The sequence below is a fragment of the Paraglaciecola mesophila KMM 241 genome (assembly GCF_000315015.1).
Lineage (GTDB): Bacteria > Pseudomonadota > Gammaproteobacteria > Enterobacterales > Alteromonadaceae > Paraglaciecola > Paraglaciecola mesophila.
The window spans coordinates 46079-65212 of record NZ_BAEP01000017.1; the positions used below are offsets into that span (position 1 = coordinate 46079).

The 19134-nt window shown below is 44.3% G+C and carries 11 protein-coding genes; 1 reads left to right on the top strand and 10 read right to left on the bottom strand.

Annotated elements, in window-relative coordinates:
- Positions 1-318: 318 nt before the first annotated feature.
- The 6 genes from GMES_RS04155 to GMES_RS04180 form a co-directional block, all read right to left on the bottom strand.
- A complete protein-coding gene (locus tag GMES_RS04155) occupies positions 319-4743 on the bottom strand; it encodes a S8 family serine peptidase (RefSeq protein ID WP_006991325.1) in 4425 nt (1474 codons plus the stop codon).
- Positions 4744-5166: 423 nt separating this feature from the next.
- Positions 5167-5718, bottom strand: coding sequence for a cohesin domain-containing protein (locus tag GMES_RS04160; protein ID WP_006991326.1), 552 nt, complete (start codon positions 5716-5718; stop codon positions 5167-5169).
- Between the two features lie 37 nt (positions 5719-5755).
- Positions 5756-10285: an ExeM/NucH family extracellular endonuclease gene (locus GMES_RS04165; RefSeq protein ID WP_006991327.1), complete on the bottom strand. Its 4530-nt coding sequence runs from the start codon at positions 10283-10285 to the stop codon at positions 5756-5758.
- 443 nt (positions 10286-10728) lie between these two features.
- Positions 10729-11466: a choice-of-anchor H family protein gene (locus tag GMES_RS04170; RefSeq protein WP_006991328.1), complete on the bottom strand. Its 738-nt coding sequence runs from the start codon at positions 11464-11466 to the stop codon at positions 10729-10731.
- A gap of 121 nt (positions 11467-11587) precedes the next feature.
- Positions 11588-11941: a ribonuclease E inhibitor RraB gene (gene rraB, locus GMES_RS04175; protein ID WP_006991329.1), complete on the bottom strand. Its 354-nt coding sequence runs from the start codon at positions 11939-11941 to the stop codon at positions 11588-11590.
- A gap of 32 nt (positions 11942-11973) precedes the next feature.
- Positions 11974-12693, bottom strand: a complete 720-nt coding sequence (locus GMES_RS04180) for a 1-acylglycerol-3-phosphate O-acyltransferase (protein WP_006991330.1) — start codon at positions 12691-12693, stop codon at positions 11974-11976.
- Positions 12694-12878: 185 nt separating this feature from the next.
- Here GMES_RS04180 and GMES_RS04185 point away from each other — a divergent pair, with 185 nt between their 5' ends.
- Entirely contained in the window at positions 12879-14018 is a 1140-nt protein-coding gene (locus GMES_RS04185) for an HD-GYP domain-containing protein (RefSeq protein WP_006991331.1), read from the top strand.
- A 64-nt stretch (positions 14019-14082) separates the two neighbouring features.
- Here the strand turns inward: GMES_RS04185 and glnG are convergent, their stop codons facing one another.
- The 4 genes from glnG to glnA all read right to left on the bottom strand — a co-directional run bounded on the left by glnG (position 14083) and on the right by glnA (position 18785).
- Positions 14083-15489, bottom strand: a complete 1407-nt coding sequence (glnG, locus tag GMES_RS04190; protein WP_006991332.1) for a nitrogen regulation protein NR(I) — start codon at positions 15487-15489, stop codon at positions 14083-14085.
- Positions 15486-16565 carry a nitrogen regulation protein NR(II) gene (glnL, locus tag GMES_RS04195; protein ID WP_006991333.1) on the bottom strand — a complete coding sequence of 360 codons (1080 nt, stop codon included), beginning with the start codon at positions 16563-16565 and terminating at the stop codon, positions 15486-15488. The genes glnG and glnL overlap by 4 nt, the downstream gene beginning before the upstream one ends.
- Positions 16566-16648: 83 nt before the next feature.
- Positions 16649-17173: a DUF4124 domain-containing protein gene (locus tag GMES_RS04200; RefSeq protein ID WP_226990243.1), complete on the bottom strand. Its 525-nt coding sequence runs from the start codon at positions 17171-17173 to the stop codon at positions 16649-16651.
- Between the two features lie 202 nt (positions 17174-17375).
- Entirely contained in the window at positions 17376-18785 is a 1410-nt protein-coding gene (gene glnA / locus GMES_RS04205; RefSeq protein ID WP_033186439.1) for a glutamate--ammonia ligase, read from the bottom strand.
- Positions 18786-19134 lie beyond the last annotated feature (349 nt).

Genomic DNA, 19134 nt, shown 5'->3' on the forward strand with positions numbered 1-19134 from the left:
ATTTGGCTCGATAGTACGTTAAATTGTTGTACTTACTTAGTAACATTTACGCTTTCTTACACTTTTTTAACGCGCAAGTTATTGAACTGAAAACTACGGTATTTCACCGCATTTTAGTATTCGGGAACGCACCAAAAGTACGCAAAACATGCCCTTTAACGAACATTCGGCCACCATTAATCCATGAGATAACACTGCCGATTAATCGCGACTGACAACTAATTTGCAGGCACAAAAAAAGGCGCTCTAGATGAACGCCTTTATTCTGAGTTTACAACTCTCTAATCTGAGCCGTAAATTAAACTTAATATCAACTAATTATTCAACAGCACACCGTGAACGGGTACACATACGTTGGAGTAATCTAACATCCGTATAAGTGACTTGACCATCATCATTGAAATCGAAACTCATGTCGATATCCTGACGAAGCTGAATCGCTCTTGTTAAAGCACGTATATCCATCATATCCACGTCGCCATCACCATCCCAATCTCCTTTCACTGCAACAACGGCATTCGCATTAATCTCGCTATTTTCCGCTTTGGTACCAACATTGGCTGGTAAAGAAGAGGTTGCGAACAGTTCGATTGGACCACCAGCATTATCTTCAGTAACAACTAAGCTAAATGTTAGAAGTTGAGTGTTATCAGGATCTTGTAATGTGAAACAAAGTTGTGAACCGGACACAATATCAGTTCCTATATCACCAATAGGCTCACTAGCTCCCACGTAGTGAGTGGTCAATCCTGTCTGTCCATCTACTGATTCAAAACCAATCGATGTCCCTGAGGTATCAGGTGTAACATGAGACACATTATCATAAGTAAATACGATGCTAGGTTGGTCACCCACAGCTTCATTCATAAAGACAACTTGGAAATCAAGAACATCTGCATCGCCAGAGAAAGGACGCATATCATCCCACTCGACTATAGTGACAGCTGATCCGGCCGTCGCGACAGTGATACCCGATCCATTAGCAACATCAAGTATCATGTCACGCCAAAATGGAGCTACAACACCGTTCGGAGCATTGTCATCTGGCATCAATTGATTAACCCAAGGCGTTGAGCCTGCGTCTCCCGTAAGCGTGATGAATCCGTCATCTGTCACACTAATTGAGTCGTACAGTTGACCAAGGAATGACGCTGGCACACTAAAGTTTGCCGTTGTGGTATCACCGTCAGCACCCGAGAACCCAAGACCAAATCCGGCTAGGTCAATATAACCAGAACCTTGGCCAAAGTTAGGGTTCGCACACAATGGATTATTTGCATTAGTAGAAGCAGTATAAGACGCCGTTTGTCCTTTAATGGATTCTTGAACCACATTCCATGTTAGAGATCCGTCATCAGCCACTGTGCCGTCAAGCAAAGAGCCTTCAACTAATTCTACACCTGCCGGTAAGGCTAACGAAATATCATATAGACGATCATCACGTGTAAAGTTCGGTCCTATTTGTATGGCATAGTCGATAACATCACCAGCCACCAGTACGTCATCTGAGCCGCCTAAAACTTGTACGTCATCAACGATCCTATCTAACTCCACAACAACAAGACCGAAGTTACCTGCAGATTCAGAACTAGAACCAACATCAAACGCACCATAGTATTTGTCACCTTCTACAGCTTCAATGTCCCAGCCAACGCGAATATCGAACGGGGTAATCGCAGGGATAGAAGAAGGAGCATCTACTGTTAGGTTGTCACCATCGTCTCCATCCACTAATGCCGTAGCAATCGTAAACTCATCACTTGCACCAGCTGCTGAAGCGCTCCAGTTTTGAATAACGAACCAATACGTACCAGATTCAGGTTCAATAAGGCCTACTTTCTCCAAAGCCGTACCAGACGCACTTGAACCTACAACCTCATTCGATTCTGGAATACCATTTTCATTCACATCTCTTACTACGAACAAATCTAAATCTGGCGATTCAGATGCGGTTATCTCACCGACCAAATATTTAGCGCCTTCAGGAACCGTCATAGAAATAACGTGAACACCGTCATTTAAATCATCTAGGGCACTACTGTTATTGCTATCTCCTAAAATGCTTGCGACGGTATTTGTCGCTTTAGTCAGTCCATAAGAACGCGCCGTAAAGTCATTGATTTCCACCGCTAATATATCTGAAAGGACACGCGTATCTGCATCTCGATCAGCTGAAATATTCATGGTATCTGGAATATTACTCGTTGTAGCAATTACAGCCACAGGCAAATGTAAATCAGGCGAGCTATCAGAAGTAAGATTCACTTGACCAAACAAGAAGTCTTGACCACTTTCACTTGCTGATGCTGTTACTGTAATTTGCTGACTTTGACCCGCTAGGATATCAAACGATTCAGGACTAACTGTGACACTCACACCATCAGATATGCCTACTCCAGCAACAGTCCAAGAGCCGTCTTTGGTAGCGGTAAACGTTCTTGTCCAACGACATGCCCCAACACAGTTATCATCCGCCATACTGGGAATGTTAAGCGTGCGTGGATCACCACCATCATTTGGATTGGCCGCTAAGTAATTAGCACCAGACTCATCCATTATGAGACCGGTTTGATTGGCTAAATTGACCTGGATACGACCAGAGCCCATATCAAACCAATCTGCAGGAGTAACGCCATCTTCTTTACGCATATTGGTGGTTGCGGTCATCATCAATGCAGAGCGTACATTATCAGGCGACCAACTAGGATTTGCTTCCATCAACAATGCTGCTGCGCCTGCTACATGTGGGCTTGCCATTGACGTACCACTTAAGAAAGCAAAATCGCTTGGATCAGCCACATGACCATCGTGACCAAACATTTGATCCGCTGAAGCGGCATAAATGCTAACGCCAGGCGCTGCTACTTGTGGCGTAATGGTACTAATGGAAGGGTTAGGCCCTCTAGAGGAGAAATCAGCAATATCATCCCCTTCACTTAAAATTAACTCACCCGCAGAAGCGGTAATGGTAGCCATGTGCCCTTCGCCACTTGCTAGCCAACTGCGTAACATGTCCGCTTTTTCGGCATTAATGTGAATACCTGGGATAACATAAGCGTCATTATCGACTGTGCTGCCACCGCCAATTAAGTTACCTAAAACAAATCCATCTGCACCGCCAGCGGCGACATTCTGTGCTTTTGCGACTCGCGCTATCGCACCTCTATCACAAAGCACTATTTCTCCGCTGAAGGTACCATCAGGAAATGGTTGTAAACACTGTGCTGGATCGCCATCGGGATCGTTCGCATTACTATAATCACCCGCATAAACGATGGATGCTGTGATCCCACCAGAATTACTGTTACCGGTTAGCGTACCTAATTCAGTATCACCGCCAGTAAAATCGCCTATCTCTTTGGCGTAATCTATTTCACGACCGTGGGTTGAAGCCGCAACTGCGGTATACCAAGGGGCGTGCTTAGACGTCGTTTCCGCATCGGGGCCTGAGTTACCTGCAGAAGTCGCCACAAAAATACCCGCGTTTCTGGCTGACAAAAACGCCATATCGACGTCACTGCTCCAAGGGAATCCACCACCACTGATGGAGTAGTTGATAATATCGACACCATCTTCAATTGCATCATCAATACCCGCTAAGATAGCTGCACCAGGACAATCACCATAGGTATCTCCTGCATCAGAGCGCCCGGGGTAACAAATTTGATAGGCAATGATGTTAGCGTGAGGCGCAACACCCGATATTTGACCAAATTCAAACTCACCTGGGATACCGTCACTTTCTTCGCCTTCACCGGGCGTAAGGACAGGCACATCTAGCAATATGTTGCCAGCAAATGTCCCTGCGGTGTGCGAGCCATGTCCGCTATAATCTTCACCATTACGTGGTAAATTCGGTGGGAAAACATTGGTATCCCCATAATCATCTGTGATCCGAGTGTAGCTGCGCACCCCAATCAGTTTGTCATTACACATTTCTGGGAAGTTTTCGGCACAATCGCCGACATATACACCTGCCCCTCGAGGGTTGGTATGATCGTATCCGTCATCACCTACGTCGGCAAATGAGCGACTATCGGTATTCACACCGGAATCGACCGTAGCAATAACGATACCTTCACCTAGCGCGCCCACACCGCTATTCGTTACTGTACCGTCCCACACTTCCGGTGCTCCGATCTTTACCGGACCGGTGTCCGTATCCATTTTATAGGTTGCTTCACGCTCAACTCGTTCTACACCAGGTAATTTAGATAGAGCCTCTGCTTCGTCAGGAGTAACGCGCACGGCAACACCGTTCACGCTGTACTTGAAGGTGTCAACGACACGTAAATCTCTTGTCTCCCTTGACGCGCGAGTAATAAAGGTAGCTTGTGCCTCTTTAAGGTAAGACACATACGCTTTAACTTCAGGGGACTCAACATCAATTTTCGGCGCCTTCTGAGGTGCCTGCGTTCTTGCGGTACTCGATTTTGTCGCTTTTGGGTTGGTGGCTTTAAGGTCTTTAATTCCACCATCATAGGTGGCTACGGGTTTGTCAGTTAATCTAACGATATAAACATAGGGTTTATTTTCTATGTCTTTCTCAAAGACGAACCGTTGTGCAATACGATTTGCGATAGGTTTTTGATTTTTGTTTTTATTGACTGACGCTGGACTTGCACCTTTGAGTTCAGTTGGCGAAATATCAAACTTTGATACTCCGTCTGCTAACTCTCCGGCAGAGTGCGCTGACATTGACATCAATGCAGCGGATACAGCGATGGACAGTGTATTTTTCATCTTATCTCCGTTTCCCTGATGGGTTAGTTTATAACCTTGTTATTAGATGTTTTACTTCGAAATGACGGATAAATAAAATGCCTTAATATTTTGCATATCTTGGCCACAACAGTAGTTTACCCGAAGGGGGTGTTAGCTTATTTTTAACTTACATATAACGCAATTGCAACCGCGTAATTCGAATATGGCAGTATTTAAAACTGACCAATTGTATTGCCATGTTTGCAGCCCAAGAATATCTCGTTGTTTGTACTGAAAGAGTGAGAGGTCGAGCGAAGTAGCGGGTTATGTTTATTTAGATAAGCATTGGAATAGTGAGTCACAAAAAAGGCGGTTAATCTAGGATTAACCGCCTTTCAATATTACTTCATGTAAATTAAAACCCTTCACTCTCAGTGGTAGGTCTCAATTTTCTGATGACATTTACGCTTTGCGGCGAACACCAAACAAGCCTAAAACCGCTAAGCCCATAAAGGCCATTGCGCCAGGTGCCGGTACGGCAATACTAGTACCCGATGCGCTTGTGTCTAAAGCTGTTTCTGGACCGAAGTTTGGTGCAAACAAGGTTGTAGGAGCCAACGAAAATGAAGATTGGCCAGCACCAATAGCCAGCAACTCAAAGCTAGCTACTAAATAATCGCCAGCACCATAAACTACCGGAGCGAAGAAGTCTTCGTAAAGGTTAGTGGAAACAAGCCCTGGAGCCGTTGTGTCAACATCCAGCCCACTTAATGTAAACAAATCAAAAAGTGGGAAATCAGAGCTAGCGCTACCATCTACAAATGCAAATAGGCTGCTGTCATAATTCACGCCTGTGAAGAAGGCTGTAAAATCTTCGGTGACGCCAGTCAAGTTGATATTAACAGTCACTGTATCCCCCACTGACGGGTTTACATTGTCCAAGTCGATATTGATCATATTGGCGTTAGCGGTGCCAAAAAACATTGTACAAACTAATAAAAGTACTTTTTTCATTTTTATTTTTCCTACTGTTTGTTAACGGTACAACTCATTAAATAGCGCAACGTGTGCGAGTACACATACGTTGCAATAATCTTACATCTGTATAACTTACTTGCCCATCTTCGTTAAAATCGAAGCTGTTGTCTATAGTTTGACGAAGTTGAATCGCTCTTGTTAGTGCACGAATATCCATCATATCCACATCACCATCACCGTCGTAGTCACCCTCTACTACTTGCACCTCTGATTCTAATAGTAGCGAAATCACCACTGGGTCGTGATCCGACATCCGATACGCGTCAGGCGCATAGTAATCAATCAGCTGCTGATCAGACTTAAACTCAACGTTATAGTCGAACACTATGGGTTCATCAGCATTGATGTGCCATTCAGTAGTATCAACAACCTTATCAACTAATGCTGCGCTGGCTAGTGCATGGTCGAGGTAACCAAATTCACCACCAAATGAGTAAGAATATGCTTCATCGCCACCAAATTTATTGGCAAGATTAGTGTAACCCTGCTGCAAAATTTTAAGTATAGGCTCTTCCATCGCATAAGAATTCAAATCACCAATAATCAAGGTAGGTGTTTCAGCAAACTGCTCTGCCAAGAACGTCGTTAATGCTTCAGCGGCTCTCGTACGAGTCAGGTTACAGTTACCTTGCCCAGTCGTTGTATCGTCATCGCCAGCGCCACAACTTGACCCTTTAGATTTGAAATGATTTACGCTGACAACCAGCTCTTCGTTGTTTGCAACTAAAGCAAACTTTTGATTTAACGCTGGGCGATTCTTGGTGTCTAGGAATAAAGGACCATCATCATCAGATATAGAATTACTGCTGTCTAATATGGCCGGTTGTCCAACGATTGAAACCACGGCAGGTTTGTATATTAACGCAACGGTTATCGCATCAGTGCCGACAGAGCTACCTGCATCAACTGCTGCATAGGTGTTAGCACCCAATACATCGTTTAAACCAGAAACCAAATCTCCAACTGCGCTGTTTGCACCAAATCCGTTATTCTCGACTTCCATCAAACCTACAATATCGGCATCCATAGCAAGCAAAGCCGCTAAGGTTTTAGCGCGTTGACGCTCAAGCTCTACTTCGCTATCAGCACCACGACATTCTAGATTAGAAGGGCCGCACACATTCGGACTGACATCTAACGTGTTGAAGTAATTCAATACGTTCAAGCTTGCCACTTTGAGGTTACCTAATTCAAGATCAGGCGCATCAGTTCTTGGGTTGCTTGCCACAATAGTCGGCTGTTCAACCGGTATGACTCGATACAGACTGAAACTAAAATCCATTACGCCTGTTAAAGCAGTGACCGTGTCACCGCCACGAAGCGGATTACTGGCAGACAAACCACCAGCAGGATAAACAACGACGTCTGGGTTTTGGCCATTTACACCATCATCTAACGTAATCTGATTCAGCTCATTCTGAGCCGCTAGCGCAATGGCTTCAGAACTACCAGCGGTATACAGGTTGGTAGGAATAAACAAACGCCCGTTAGACAATAAGACCTCACCGTATCTCCCAAGACTGTATGTGTCGGTCACTGTCAACTCACCAGAACTGGCAACTAACATGCCCTCTAGTGCTTCCATTGCGTCAACAGAATCAAACGGTAACGTTAGTGCAGTGGCTGTAACTGAACCAGTTCCACAGTCAGGGTTAATCTCGGACACAACAAGTTGCGTTTTGTTAAATGCTTCCGCTACTTCACCTAAAACGCGCACCACTTTTCCGGCTTCGGGTAATGCTAATGATGGGCTATAAACAAAAATACCTTCTGATGTGGCACTGTCTGCATCTTGGTCACTGTCTTCTTCTTGTACAAAGTAGCCACTAAGATTTGGGAAGCTAGCAGTTACGACGCCTTCAATGATATGGGTTTCACCCACAACTGGCGAAATATCCGTTGTACCTTGGATTGCGCTAATCAAGGTAGCTGGTTCTGCACACATACCTAGTAGAGGTGTTTCACCATCACCACCGCCATTGTCGCCACCGCCGTTATTTCCGCTGCCAGCAAAGCTACCAAGAGGGAAAGGGGTTGACGCAGTCGCATTATTGCTTGAACCATCAAGTGCATTGGTGCCGCTAAATGTCCAGTTAGCCAACACGAAGGTAGCGCCATCTGGGCCTGAATCAGCCACACGGTAAGCCCAACCATCTAAGTAATCCCAAGGTTGGCCAGTGCCATCGACATTGATATCTCCGAACACGTCAACCACTTCACCCTCGTGGAACAATTCAATGGCGTCATCACCATTAATACCCGCCGCACCTGAAGTGAATGCTGGATCAAAACCAAAGTAAGCATTAAAACCTGGCTTTTCCGTGGCGACATAGAAATATTCACCGGCAGAGGCAGAGCCAGAAAACGCATATTCTTGACCGTCTGTTCCACCACCGTTATTTGCAGAACCAAAACCAAATACGCTTAAATCTTGTATGTCGGTTACCGCATAGAATTCAATCGCTTTTGGCGTTCCGCCCGATAGCGGGCCATCAAATACGCCAGATATTAAAAGGACTTCTTTACTGGTGTACGAACCGATTGGAAATTGACTAGCCGCAGTGGCATTCGTTGCTTCCCCATCTAGTGCATTAGCACCACTGAACACCCAATTGCTAAGCGTGAAGGTTGAGCCGTCAGGTCCTGTACTAGCAACGCGATATGCCCAACCATCGACATGGTCCCATGGTTCACCGGTGCCGTCTGTATTGATATCACCGAATACGTCAACGACTTCTCCGTCACAAAATAATTCAATAGCATCATCACCGTTTATTCCTGCAGCGCCAGCAATACCCGTTGGAGAAAATCCAAAATAAGCATCGAAATTACTGCCTTCGGAGGCGATATAAATAAAATCACCTGCTGCTGCAGAGCCAGAGAACGTATATTCTTGGCCGTCAGAGCCTCCGCCGTTGTTAGCAGAGCCAAAACCACATGTGCTTAAATCAGCAATATCGTTACGTACAAAGAACTCAATAGCTTTAGGTGTGCCACCAGAAAGAGGTCCATCAATCACACCTGAGATGACAATATCACCTGCAGTGGCCGAGCCGCCGGTGTCACCGCCAGTGTTACCACCCGTGTCGCCATCGTCTTCACCACCAGTATCACCGCCGTCGGTACCACATGCTGGTGTTTGATATAAAATATCAACCCACTCAGGGTGGTCGATAAACGGATTACGGTTACCTTGGTACTCGTAAATCGTGTTGTTACGAGATTGTTCAGTGGCATCTACCGGATCAGCATTATGCCACTCCACTAAGCGACACAAACGCCCTAATTCTGCATCACCGGTTGAGGTTAAGCGATCGACCAAAACAAGGTCGGGTGTCGAATCACCAAAACCTTCGTAACGCGTGTCCATGTAGAACATCATGCGCGCAACATCGCCTTTCACTGCATCGCGTGGTTCAAACGAATCATCGTCAACACGATTGCTAGGAGCCTCTGATAAAGGACTATCGCTATTATCGAAATCTAAATTGCCACGAGATGAATTAACCGAAATATCAGTGGGTCGAAGGTGATGAATATCGGTATAAGCTTCTTGGGATTCATTGGGAAACCCATGGCTTTTTGCCCAGCTATGTTCACGATTCCAGTTGTCAGGATCACTGCTTTGTGAGCCGCTGCCGTTGCTGCTTTTCGCGATTGACGTACCTTTGTACCAAAGGATGACGTTATCAGGGTTATTAGGATCTTCATCTGTGTGAGTTAATGCGCTCCACACTTCTGAATACGTTAAATTCTTTTGCCCTTGCGTAATAGCATTGGTAATTGCGCCTTTAATCGTTGCTGCAGGCGAGTTTGCGTTTATTTCTGCGGTAACTGCTGCATAGTAACTTTCGCTATCAAAAGTGCTAGCATCGGCAATAGGATCTAGCTCTGGGCAGTTGAAGCATGGGCTGCTCGGGTCTGTTCCGCCATCAGAGCCACCGCCTGTATCACCACCACCCAACTCTTCAGCAAATGCCTTTAAAGGAAATGGTGTGGCTGCTGTTGTATTGTTGGTTTCCCCGTCAAATGCATTGGGTCCACTAAACGTCCAATTACCTAATACAAATGAATTGCCATCAGGCCCAGTATCGACATTACGATACGCCCAACCGTCTAGGTATTCCCAAGGTTCGCCATTTCCATCGACGTTGATATTACCGAACACATCTACCACGGCACCGTCACAAAACAGCTCTATGGCATCATCGCCATTGATATTGGCAGCACCACTAGTGTAGGTGGGTTCAAAACCGAAAAAAGCAGCGAATTGAGGTGATTCAGACGCGAGGTAAATGTAGGTACCTACGGTTGCTGCTCTAGCGGGAAAAGTGAATTCCTGATTATCTGTGCCGTCACCATTATTGGCCGAACCTACACCGCACGTACTTAAATCGGCAATATCTTGGGTAACAAATAATTCAATGCCTTTTGGGAGTCCACCGGGAAGTGGGCCATCAAAAACACCAGATATTACAAGCTCCCCTGCTTGCGCTGCGGACGCACTTAATAGCGCCAGCAGAGCTGGGTATTTTAATTTCATAGTTTCTCCTGAGAATATTATCGCCAGTTATCCGGCTTTTTATAATTTTTTAGGGCGGCAATGTTCTTATATTTCTATGACATCTAGATGACGACAAAATACGGATTGTCGTGCAGCACCTGAATCGATATTGTCATAGGGTTGCTCAATATTCCAGCGCACCTGACCAAATAGTCAGCAATTTATTTCATAACGCCAACTTTCTTTACCCTTCAAAGGGTTAGTCGTGTTGAAATATTAAATTTTTAAGGGAAATGAGGTTGTAAAGTCCGAGACTAGAGGACGCATGTTGACTGTGAAGTAGCGCACAAAGTGACCATACATAAAATGGTAGAATCTTAAGATAAAGGGGTATGCCGTTTGTGGCTTACCCTTTTATAGACGCAGTTCAGTTTGCAATTAATTTGAATATGAGAATCTGTAAATCTCAGCGCAAAAACAGCTTAGATTGACCGCCTAATTAGTCTAAGAAGCGCTATAGGCAACAGCAATGCAATCAACCAGCCAGCACTTCCGCCGCTCGCTTCAATAACCACTACATCAGGCTCCACATATATCACTTCTTTGTCTTGGCTCTCGATACTCAGCAAATAGAGGTCTGCATCACTGTATCCATCTGACACTGCGACAAGTTCATTTGTGTAAGCATCGTAGATTTCAATTAGAATTTCATAGTCATCCGGGTAAAAGCCGCTAAGAATCTCTGTTTCAACTGTGATTTGGTCTTCGGTAATATCACCCTCAATATAAAAATCTCCAGTGGTGTGATACTCACGAAAAACGTCGTTCACCCCAAGATAAAGCCTTGCATAGACTTCACTACGGGCGTAAACAGAGTCCACATCAAAATCTACACTGAAGTGATGGTAATACCCGTCATAATCGCTGTCAGTGTGCAATGAAACGTATGCGTCATACACCCAAAACTCTTGATTAATATCGCTTTGAGCTGGCCTTGCAGCTAGCGTTTTTGCAGCCTGCGATTGAGGAGTTACCTTAGCCGCTGTTTTAAGCGCTTGACCTTGATTGATATTGGATGAAGAAGAGGCTTTTTTTGACGTGCTCAGCACCTTTCCTGCTTGCGACTCACTAGACTTTGCTGACCAATCAACATCATCTGCTTGAGCTGAAAAGCAAAAAATGGCACTGAATATGACACTGTGAACTACTGATATTTTCATTACGCACTCCCTATAATTTATGTAGGGAGTGTCGGTTTTTCACCATGAACAAACACTGAAGATAAACTTACTGCCAGTTAAGCGACATCAAAATATTAGCCGCCACGGGCACTAGGCAAAACTATGGCTCGATAAAGTAGGTGCCCCAGCCATCAAATTGCACGTTTTGTTTTTGCGCAATAGCCAACAACTTAACGGTATCAGCATTGATTAAGTCCACGTCTAGCAAGCGCTCAACAACCGCATCAAAACAAAAAATGGTGCCTCCGTCGTCGAGCATCAACTCTTCTGCATCACCAACTTCAAAACCCGCTTTGAATGCGTCAACGGCAGCTTTCTCAAGCACATCAAAATCGTCTCCCGCAAAGTGGTATTCAATAGTGTGTGGCTTGGTATTGTCGCTGCCATCTTCAATTAATGCTTCGACTGTTTCTTGGTTAAATTCAAACCATTCCGCTTGTTCTTCTGTACTCATGAGTTGTCCTGTGTTCAATTTAGGTCACTAGTTTAGCGGTTGCCAGCAGCAACTTCACTGTCTAATTCTGCTATTTTTTGCGCCATGGCAGCATGAAAATATGACGTCCATTCTTTAGTAGAGCGGCTACTGTCAAGTTCTTGCGGCTTACTTACATCAATGATTAAAGTGCCATTGTCCCATCTGTTAAGTTTAATCTTATTATGCAAATTACTCGCCGCGACTATGATCACTGGGCATTTAGCGAGCTGAGCAATACGAAACGCACCTGTTTTAAAAGGCAACAATCCCCGGCCATAACTACGTGTACCCTCAGGAAAAAACCACACAGAAAGTTTGCGTTTATGCATCTTTTTCACTGTACCTTTCAAGGTGTCCATAGCTCGCCCAGAGTTTTTACGATCAATCATAATATTGCCTGACAACCAATATACTTGACCAAATAGTGGGATCCACTTCAGACTTTTTTTACCAACCGTTACTGTTCCCTTTAACGCGGCCGCGCAAATAGTAAAAATATCATAACTATTCTGATGATTGGCGATGAATACAAAAGGGCCACTATTTAACGCTTCTGGGGCTATTCGAACCTCTAGCTTGAGTCCTAATAATTTGCAGGTTGAACTATATAACTTGCCCGCCAAATGCACATTATCTCGATGAAAAGGGCGAAGAATACAAATTATCACGAGCAGCAAATTGATAAAAATAAAGTAAAAGAAAATACTGATAATACGAAGCAAAGCTAGCACGTGTATTCCTATGATCAAAAATGGGCGCTGATTATACCTATATTTTGTGGTTAGGATGTCTGATCAGTGCTTAACTTTAGTGGTATAACGTTGATTTTAGGTTAAAAATCTCATTATTATAATTGAGTGGCCGATATAATTAAAAATCGTATCGTAAACATACCAAGGCTAGGGCGTCAGCATACATGCAACAGTTTACTCATGAAGATTTGGATGAAGACATCCTCACAGACTTACTTGAAGAAATTAACGAACTCTATGAAGCCAGTGAACAAACCCTAATCGAACTAGAAATAAAACCCACCGACAAAGAACTTCAGCGCGCTCTATTTCGCTCCATTCATACGATAAAAGGCGATTTGGGTCTGGTCAACTTCACGCCTATGATCCCTTTACTTCAGCACGTCGAAGATCTATTAGATTTTCTGCGTAAGGGTCAGATTGAATACACGAGTAACATGAGTGACTTGGTGTTGCTGAGCATGGACAGAGTCAAAATTTTTGTAGAAAGCTGCATTCAAAATGGCAATGCAGAATACGATGCTAGTCTGTTCAACTTGCTTATCTTGCAGATCACTAAAATAAACCCTAGTAACAATGCCGAGCACGAAAAAATATTGTCTGAGGCCGTTCTGCTTTTAGATCCCAGTTTAGATGTTCGCGCTTTCATCAAAGGCGAAAATGCAGAGAACCATCGACCTCCTTCTTCTAACCTTGCGACGACCGGCATTCCAAAGCACTTAAGCGATCTTAAACGCGGCGATATTTTGTTCTTTAGAGAGCTTATGAAGCCCATCGAAAAGCGCTCTTCATATTGGCTCGGCCGTGGCGATCGGATCGCTAAATTAGCAGCCTATGTAAATAAAGTCGCAGGCATGCCAATCGATGAAGACCAGTTAGCCGTAGCGTGTTACATGCACGACTTTGGAATGGCGTTTATGCCGATCGAGATATTGCACAAAGATGGCAGAATGACTGAGACTGAATTTAACTTAATGCGCTCCCATGTGTATAAAAGCGCACGTCTATTGGAGCATTTAGACCATTGGAATGAAGCACGGAAAATCGTAATGCAACACCACGAACGAATGGATGGCAGCGGTTATCCCTTGGGTTTGAAAGAAGTGGATATCTGTGACGGAGCGAAGCTTCTCGGTATTTTAGATACGTTTAATGCCATCACTCACACGCGGGCACATACCACGCAAGCCGTTCACCCGAAGAAGCGCGCTGTGATTGAAATAAATCGCATTAAAGATGGTCAATTTTGCCCTAAATGGTTAGGCATGTTTAACCGCGCAATGGCAGTTTTGCTGACTAAATAATCTTACATGATGAGTAGCCACTATATTCAGTTCTGACCCATCATCAGAACTGAATTTAAGTAAGTTACATATTGAGTTCTTTTAGCTTGCGCGTCAGCGTGTTGCGTCCCCACCCTAGTCGTTTTGCCGCATCCTGCTTATGGCCATGGGTATGAAATAAAGCCCGCTCTAATAACACCCGTTCAAATACCAGCATCGCTTCATCTAAGATATTATTACGGCCTGACTGCAGCTGTTCATCTGCCCAAGAGCCAAGTAAGGTTTGCCAGTCTCCCGATGCTTCCTGACTGTCTTTGCTTAACGGAAGCTCATGTATCTCAGGGGGCAAATCATGGGGCAAAACCTCTTGCCCACTTGCCATCACCGTTAGCCAACGGCATACGTTTTCAAGCTGACGTACGTTTCCTGGCCACGGTAACTGCATCAAGATCTTCTTGGTTTCTTTGCTTAAGCTTTTAACTTCAACCCCTAACTCTGCACCTGCTTTTTGTAAGAAATGCGCCGCGAGTAAAGGTACATCCTCACGTCGCTCAGTTAGGCGAGGTATATGGATACGAATGACATTTAAGCGATGAAATAAATCTTCTCTAAATTTGCCATCTGCCACACGCTGTTCGAGGTTTTGGTGAGTAGCAGCAATAATCCTTACATCAACGCTGACAGGGTTATGGCCGCCCACGCGATAAAATTGCCCGTCTGCTAACACGCGTAATAAACGGGTCTGTACATCAAGTGGCATGTCACCTATTTCATCGAGAAATAACGTACCACCATCAGCTTGTTCAAACCGTCCTTGCCGTGCATTTTGTGCGCCGGTAAATGCGCCTTTTTCATGGCCAAACAGTTCAGACTCAATCAAATCAGCAGGTATAGCCGCCATATTTAAGGCGATAAATGTTTGTTTGGCTCTGGGACTATGCCGATGTAGGGCTTGCGCAACAAGCTCTTTACCTGTGCCTGACTGACCATTAATCAACACGCTGATACTTGAACGAGATAAGCGCCCTACTGCTCTGAAGACTTCTTGCATCGCGGGGGCTTCACCGATGATTTCGGTCGCGGTCGCTAAAATCGGACGTTGATTACTTTTTGCTTGTTCTCGCACGTGAGTGAGTGCTCTACGCACTAGGCCAACCGCTTCATCAATGTCGAAAGGCTTTGGCAGATATTCAAACGCACCGCTTTGATAAGCGTTTACCGCGCTGTCTAAATCAGAATGCGCAGTCATAATGATGACGGGAATATTCGGATATCGCTTGTGCACTTCTTCAAGCAGCGCCATACCATCCATTTGTGGCATACGAATATCTGACACAATCACCTCTGGTGGTTGATCCGTCTGCAACTGTAACAATAAATCTTCAGGATTCTCAAAGCTGAAACACGGAATGCTCGCAGCTTGTAGCGCTTTTTGTAAAACCCAACGAATAGAACTATCGTCATCAACTATCCAAACTGGTTCTGTGCTCATGAATTAAGTTCCTTCCTGTTAATAGGAATGTATAAAGTAAATTCCGTATGGCCTGACCAACTTTCTACGTCAATCTTGCCTCTATGATGGTCTATTAGTGTTTGCGCGATAGACAAACCCAATCCCGTTCCCTCTTTTTTACCGGTAACCATTGGGTAAAATAAAGTATCCTTCAATTCGCTAGGTATACCGGGACCATTGTCGACTAGGCTAATTTTCATCGCCAATGGGTGTCGTTCACCGTGGATTGTGACTTGGCGTTCAATTCGTGTGACTACGTTAATTTTCCCTTCACTTTGCTCACTTTGCATCAAGGCCTGGACGCTATTACGCATAATATTGAGTACAGCCTGCTGCACCATGTCTTGGTCGATAATGCTCTCGGGAATACTGGGGTCATAGTCACGATCAATCACAATATTGTGGCTAAGATCCAGTTGAACCAAAGTGATGACTTTTTCCAATACACGATGGATATTGTGACTTTGAAAATTAGGTCGAGAATTGGGGCCAAGTAAACGGTCCACTAAATTACGTAAGCGATCAGACTGCTCAATAATCATTGTGGTAAATTCTTTCAAGTCTGCCGACGGTAGTTCTTTTTCAAGTAATTGCGCAGCCCCGCGAATGCCCCCTAAAGGGTTCTTTATTTCATGAGCTAGGCCACGGATTAACTCACGAGCGGCTTGTTGCTGCGCCCACTGCTGGGTTTCTTGGCTGATCTTCTTTTGCTGTTCAATTAAACGGACTTCTAGTAATAGAGTTACTCCTTCTGCCGTATGCAAACAGGTGACGGTAACATCGGCGTGAGTGTGACGACCATCGGCAAAGCTGATTTGTACATCACCATCGGAATAACCTTCGCCGTGTTGCATGTCTTGAGTAAAACGGATGAAATCTAGACTTGAGTCAGCGATAAGTTGCTTAATGGGGCAATCTATCAACAGATTTAAACTGCGCTCAAACATTGCCTGAGCAGCATGATTTGCTTCTACGATGGCAAGTTTTTCATTCAACAAGATAACCGCAGTTGATAAGTTATCCAATAAGGTGTCGGTTTTCATTTTGAACGGCATAATCACAACAAGTTGCTACGCACCACTTTGGTGCTTAAAAATAAATTTCAGCGCATCATGTCCGATTGGTCAAGTGAATGTTCCTAATTAGGGCGATTCAGCACTGAGGCTTGGTGCAAATAAAAGGTCTGCTTAGGAGTAGATGCAAGTATCTTGCCCGACTTGTGGGCAAGCTCTACATGAAATGTATAGGCTCCTCGATTTAGACCACTAAGTTTGAATAATCCTTTATTTTGGGAGATGACTTGATCATTTAAGTGCAATCTATACACGCCTTGCACCTGAGGCTCCAAGGCGGTGCGAATCGTTAACTTCCCGCTATTATCTCTAATAGTTTGCTCTGGCTTAGGAGAAATAACACTAAGATGTATTTTCTTGGTTTGCTTGCGAACGATTGGTGGTGTGGTGATAGGTGAAAGTGAAGCGCTTTTCAATGTAATGACTGAGTCTGCTGACAATGGAACATGTTCACCCTGCTCCGTCGGTGAGTCGGTATAAATAATCCCGCCATCATCTGTTGTAATTTTATATATCTTATCATTTGATATAACAGATAGAGACCAAGCACATAGTAAGAGCGCAGCGATAATTGTCTTTATGTTGAACACTGATTACCTACCGTTATTATCTGAAAACACAGTATTAGAAACAGCAACTAGTTTATACCAATATTTCTATTGATTGATCACGCATTAAGCATGCTTGCGCACCTATACGTATTGGACTCATCCTATGGTCACAAAAAAGCCTGCTTAAAGCAGGCTTTGAATCATTCACATCAGGCAGCTGCGCTGCCTCAAGTAAGATGTATTATACGCTGTAGTACATATCGAATTCGACAGGGTGTACCGACGTATTCAATAGTTCAACTTCTTGTAATTTAAGCGCAATGTACGCGTCAATCATATCGTCGCTCATTACGCCGCCAGCAGTTAAGAATTCACGATCGCCATCAAGAGCTGCAAGTGCTTCTTCTAGAGAAGTGGCAACAGTTGGGATTTCAGCAGCTTCTTCTGGAGGTAGATCATATAAATCTTTATCCATTGCATCGCCAGGGTGAATTTTGTTCTTAATTCCGTCAAGGCCGGCCATCAACATCGCAGCGAATGCCAAGTAAGGGTTAGCTGTAGGGTCAGGGAAACGAACTTCGATACGACGTGCTTTTTCGCTATTCACATGAGGAATACGAATTGAAGCTGAACGATTACGTGCAGAGTAAGCAAGCATTACAGGCGCTTCAAATCCAGGTACTAAACGCTTGTACGAGTTAGTTGATGCGTTAGCGAATGCGTTAATAGCACGAGCATGTTTGATAATACCGCCTATATAGAACAAGGCTTCTTCAGACATACCTGCGTATTTGTCGCCAGCGAAGATGTTTTTGCCATCTTTAGAGATAGATTGGTGACAATGCATACCAGAGCCATTATCGCCAACAAGAGGCTTAGGCATAAACGTGGCAGTTTGACCGTAAGCGTGGGCAACATTGTGCACTACGTACTTATAAATTTGGATCTCATCGGCTTTTTTAACAAGCGTATTGAAAAGACAAGCAATTTCATTCTGACCGGCAGTAGCAACTTCATGGTGATGCGCTTCTACAGTTAAGCCCATCTCTTCCATAACCATACACATTGCTGCGCGAGTGTCATGTGATGAATCGACAGGAGGAACTGGGAAATAGCCGCCTTTCACGCCTGGACGGTGGGCCATGTTGCCGTCTTCAAATTCAGCGCCCGAATTCCACTTAGCTTCAGAAGAATCGATTTTGAAGAAAGAACCCGCCATATCAGTGTGGAAGCGAACATCGTCAAACAAAAAGAATTCTGGCTCAGGGCCAAATAATACCTTGTCACCAATACCTGTAGATTTAAGGTACTCTTCTGCACGATTTGCCACAGAGCGTGGGTCACGATCGTAGCCTTGCATAGTATTTGGCTCAAGTATGTCACAACGAATGTTGACCTGTGTTTCTTCAGCAAATGGATCAACGACCAATGTATCTGTATCTGGCATCAATACCATGTCAGATTCGTTTATGCCTTTCCAACCCGCAATTGACGAACCATCGAACATCTTACCTTCTTCAAAGAAGTCTTCGTTAACTTGATGAGATGGAATAGAGATATGCTGCTCTTTACCTTTAGTGTCCGTAAAGCGCAAATCTACAAATTTAGCTTCGTTTTCTTTAATAAACTGTAAAGCCTTTTCTACTGACATTTCGTCCTCCAGAATAAACGGTAATGTATAAATAACGTTGGTATTGGTTAACTTAGCAATTTTCGAAGCGATAATCATGCCAATCGTAATAAAGGCAAAATCGCGGTTATATGGGCTTTTCAAGTGGACACGGCTTGTTGCGCCCAGCACCAATGCACCAATCGAGAGCAAAAGAGCACCATTATCAAGCATGCGAGAGTTTATCCCTTCTATATGCCAAAGTAGGTGACACTTAATAGTGCAAATACAAATTCAAAAAGTTAAATCCGCATAAAAACTAAATGGTGTTCGCAAAATGCACATTATAACTGTACAATCCGCGCCCTATAAATTCCGTTAATGGTGGTTA

Bases quoted from the DNA above. Each gene is read 5' to 3' on its own strand.
- GMES_RS04155 (WP_006991325.1), bottom strand. From the start codon at position 4,743: ATGAAAAATACACTGTCCATCGCTGTATCCGCTGCATTGATGTCAATG.
- GMES_RS04160 (WP_006991326.1), bottom strand. From the start codon at position 5,718: ATGAAAAAAGTACTTTTATTAGTTTGTACAATGTTTTTTGGCACCGCT.
- GMES_RS04165 (WP_006991327.1), bottom strand. From the start codon at position 10,285: ATGAAATTAAAATACCCAGCTCTGCTGGCGCTATTAAGTGCGTCCGCA.
- GMES_RS04170 (WP_006991328.1), bottom strand. From the start codon at position 11,466: ATGAAAATATCAGTAGTTCACAGTGTCATATTCAGTGCCATTTTTTGC.
- rraB (WP_006991329.1), bottom strand. From the start codon at position 11,941: ATGAGTACAGAAGAACAAGCGGAATGGTTTGAATTTAACCAAGAAACA.
- GMES_RS04185 (WP_006991331.1), top strand. From the start codon at position 12,879: ATGCAACAGTTTACTCATGAAGATTTGGATGAAGACATCCTCACAGAC.
- glnG (WP_006991332.1), bottom strand. From the start codon at position 15,489: ATGAGCACAGAACCAGTTTGGATAGTTGATGACGATAGTTCTATTCGT.
- glnL (WP_006991333.1), bottom strand. From the start codon at position 16,565: ATGCCGTTCAAAATGAAAACCGACACCTTATTGGATAACTTATCAACT.
- glnA (WP_033186439.1), bottom strand. From the start codon at position 18,785: ATGTCAGTAGAAAAGGCTTTACAGTTTATTAAAGAAAACGAAGCTAAA.